The sequence below is a fragment of the Pseudonocardia pini genome, from assembly GCF_013870575.1.
Classification (GTDB): domain Bacteria; phylum Actinomycetota; class Actinomycetes; order Mycobacteriales; family Pseudonocardiaceae; genus Pseudonocardia; species Pseudonocardia pini.
This window is the reverse complement of the sequence record NZ_JACBXB010000888.1, coordinates 1-2,058: the sequence shown is the minus strand read 5'-3', so window position 1 is coordinate 2,058 and position 2,058 is coordinate 1. Positions and strand designations below refer to the sequence as shown.

General features: G+C 71.6%; 2 protein-coding genes and 1 pseudogene. 1 reads left to right on the top strand and 2 read right to left on the bottom strand.

Features of this window, described 5'->3' with window-relative positions:
- Positions 1–298: pseudogene (locus H5J29_RS30410) on the top strand (pentachlorophenol monooxygenase); the annotation flags it as partial.
- A 62-nt stretch (positions 299–360) separates the two neighbouring features.
- On the opposite strand, the gene H5J29_RS30405 reads toward H5J29_RS30410, so the two are convergent.
- Both H5J29_RS30405 and H5J29_RS30400 read right to left on the bottom strand, forming a co-directional pair.
- Positions 361–1,290 (bottom strand): ABC transporter permease, encoded by a 930-nt coding sequence (locus H5J29_RS30405; RefSeq protein WP_181784392.1) that lies wholly within the window; start codon positions 1,288–1,290, stop codon positions 361–363.
- Positions 1,290–2,058 (bottom strand): ABC transporter permease (locus H5J29_RS30400; protein ID WP_181784391.1); only part of this gene is annotated, 769 nt, incomplete at its 5' end. The genes H5J29_RS30405 and H5J29_RS30400, both read right to left, overlap by 1 nt.

The following is a 2,058-nucleotide window of genomic DNA, read 5'->3' as shown; positions in this document are numbered from 1 at the left end:
CACCCCGCGGCACGTGGTGCTGCTCTACGCCGCCTCGCCGGAGACCGCGGCACAGGTGGACAAGGCCGCGGCCGCCTTCACCGACGTCGACGTGGTGGCCGTCCTCGCCCCGGGCCAGGTGGCGCCCACGACCGCCACGACCACCGTGTACGACGACGAGGGCGGGTTCCAGGCGGCCTACGGCGCCGAGGACGGCCTGACCCTGCTGATCCGCCCGGACAACTACGTCGCCGCCCGCGGCACCGACCTCGACCCGGGCCCGATCCAGGCCGCCCTGGCCCGCGTCCGCCGCCCCTGACACGAGCGAACGGCACTCTCGCTCAGTGGGTCTGAGCGAGAGTGCCGTTCGTTGTCGCTCGGTCAGCCTGCGGAGACGCCGGCGTTGGGGCCCCACTTGCTCAGCACCCAGGCCTCGAACACCGTGGCGACCTCGTAGAGGACGATGCTCGCGACCACGGACAGCGTCACGATCGTCCAGACTCCGCCGTAGTTCCCCGCCCCGCGGTAGCCGGACAGCACGCCGCCCATGCCGCTGAACCCGACCAGCCACTCGGCCAGCATCGCGCCGACGAACGCACCCGGCACCGAGATTCGCATGGACGCCAGGAACTCCGGCAGCGCCGAGGGGATCCGCACCTTGACCAGCGCGGTCAGCGCCGACCCGCCGTTGACCGAGATGAGGTCGAGGGACTGTGGCGAGGCCGAGTTCAGCCCGACCACGACGTTCACCAGCACCGGGAACAGCACGACGATCGCGGCGATGATCGCGATCCCGAGCTTGCCCTGGCCGAAGATCAGCAGCAGCAGCGGGGCCATCGCGACCAGGGGCACCGAGCGCAGCAGCATCGCGATCGGCATGAACGCGAACTCCACCGGCTTCCACAGCACGAAGGCGATGGCGACCGCGGTCGCGATGACCATGCCGGACACGAAGCCGATCAACGCGTTGAGCAACGTGTTCCCGAGCGCGCCGAAGGACTCCGCGCGGGCCTGTTCCGCGCTCATCGACGCGGGCCGCACCCCCCGCGGCGGATCGCTCGCGAAGAGGTACTGGAACACGTCCATCGGCGACTTCCCGACGAACTCGGACACGTCGAAGACCAGCAGCAGGGCCTGCCACAGCAGGGCCAGCACCACCAGCGCGACGACGATGGTGACGACCGCGCGTCCGGCCTTGCGGGCGATCGCCCGGGACGTGGCGGCCCCGCTCACCGTTGACGTGGTCCGCCCGGTCGTGTCGGGGGCTCCGGACCGGTCCTCGACGGCCGTGCTCATGGTCGACTCGGCCATCACTTGCCCCCTGCCGGAACGTCTCCACCCGAGGTCCACGGCGTGACCAGCCGCGCGACCAACCCGACCACGACGAACCCGACGCCGGAGATGATCCCGCTGACCAGGGCCAGGTACCAGAGCTGCGGAGCGTCCGCCTGGGTCTGGGCCGCGATGATCGCCCGGCCCAACGTGGAGTCGCCGCCGCTGCCGAGGTACTCGGCGAGGATCGCGCCGAGGAACGCCGCGGGAGCGGCGATCTTCAACGCGGCGAACAGCGCGGGCAGCGCGGAGATCAGCTGCACCTTGCGCAGCGAGGTCCACGTGCCGCCGCCGTAGGCCTTGATCAGGTCGATGCTGGTGCGCGGCGCGGCGCGGAGACCGAGCAGGGCGCCCACGGCCGTGGTGAAGAAGCAGCTGAGCGCCGCCAGCACGACCGACGCCCCGGAGGGCGCGTCCCGCCCGGACACGATCACGATGACCGGGCCCACGGCGACCAGCGGGATGCAGTAGGTCACGACGGCGATCTGGTTGGCGAGCGCCTCGAGCGGCGGCGCGAGCAGCACGATGACGGCCAGCACGATGGCCCCGAGGTTGCCCCAGAGGTAGCCGAGGCCCGCGGACCCGACCGTGCCCGCCGCGTTGTTCAGGGTGGCGGACCACTGGTCCGCGTCGAAGAACTTCGCGACGACGCTCGGCGGCGTCGGGATCGCCCCGCTGCCCTGGTAGAGGGTCAGCGACGCGACCCACCACACCACGATGATCACGACGACGCCGACGACCCCGCCG

Excerpts from the sequence above, each read along its gene's own strand:
- H5J29_RS30405 (WP_181784392.1), bottom strand. The coding sequence starts at position 1,290 with ATGGCCGAGTCGACCATGAGCACGGCCGTCGAGGACCGGTCCGGAGCC.